This window comes from Azospirillum sp. FG154 (genome assembly GCF_057809575.1).
Genome location: NZ_JBMDKF010000068.1, coordinates 1 through 469 on the forward strand (window position 1 = coordinate 1; position 469 = coordinate 469).

1 protein-coding gene is annotated in these 469 nt (G+C 69.7%); it reads left to right on the forward strand.

Features of this window, described 5'->3' with window-relative positions; genetic code table 11:
• Window positions 1-469: NAD-glutamate dehydrogenase domain-containing protein (locus tag ACODS4_RS28135; RefSeq protein ID WP_488869185.1), on the forward strand; the 469-nt coding region annotated here is incomplete at both ends.

Sequence of the window (469 nt, forward strand, 5' to 3'; positions counted from 1 at the left end):
CGAGCTGGGCGGAGCGCGCGCGGCTGTTCGCCCTGCCCCGCTCCTCCTGGGCCGAGTATGACCGGGCGCTGCTGTCCACGGGCGGCATGATCGTCGAACGTTCGCTGAAAAGCGTCGAGCTGACGCCGGAGGTCCGCGCCTGTTTCGGCATTGACGCGACGCACATCGCCCCCGCCGAACTGATGCGCCGCCTGCTGACCGCCAAGGTCGATCTGCTGTGGTTCGGCGGCATCGGCACCTACATCAAGGAATCGGGCGAAACCAACGCGGAGGCGGGCGACAAGGCGAACGACGCCCTGCGCGTCGATGGCCGCGACATCCGCGCCACGGTGATCGGCGAAGGGGCCAATCTGGGCGCGACCCAGCGGGGCCGCATCGAGGCCGCCCGTTTCGGGGCCAATGGCCAGGGCGTGCGGCTGAACACCGACGCCATCGACAATTCGGCGGGCGTGGACACGTCGGACCACGA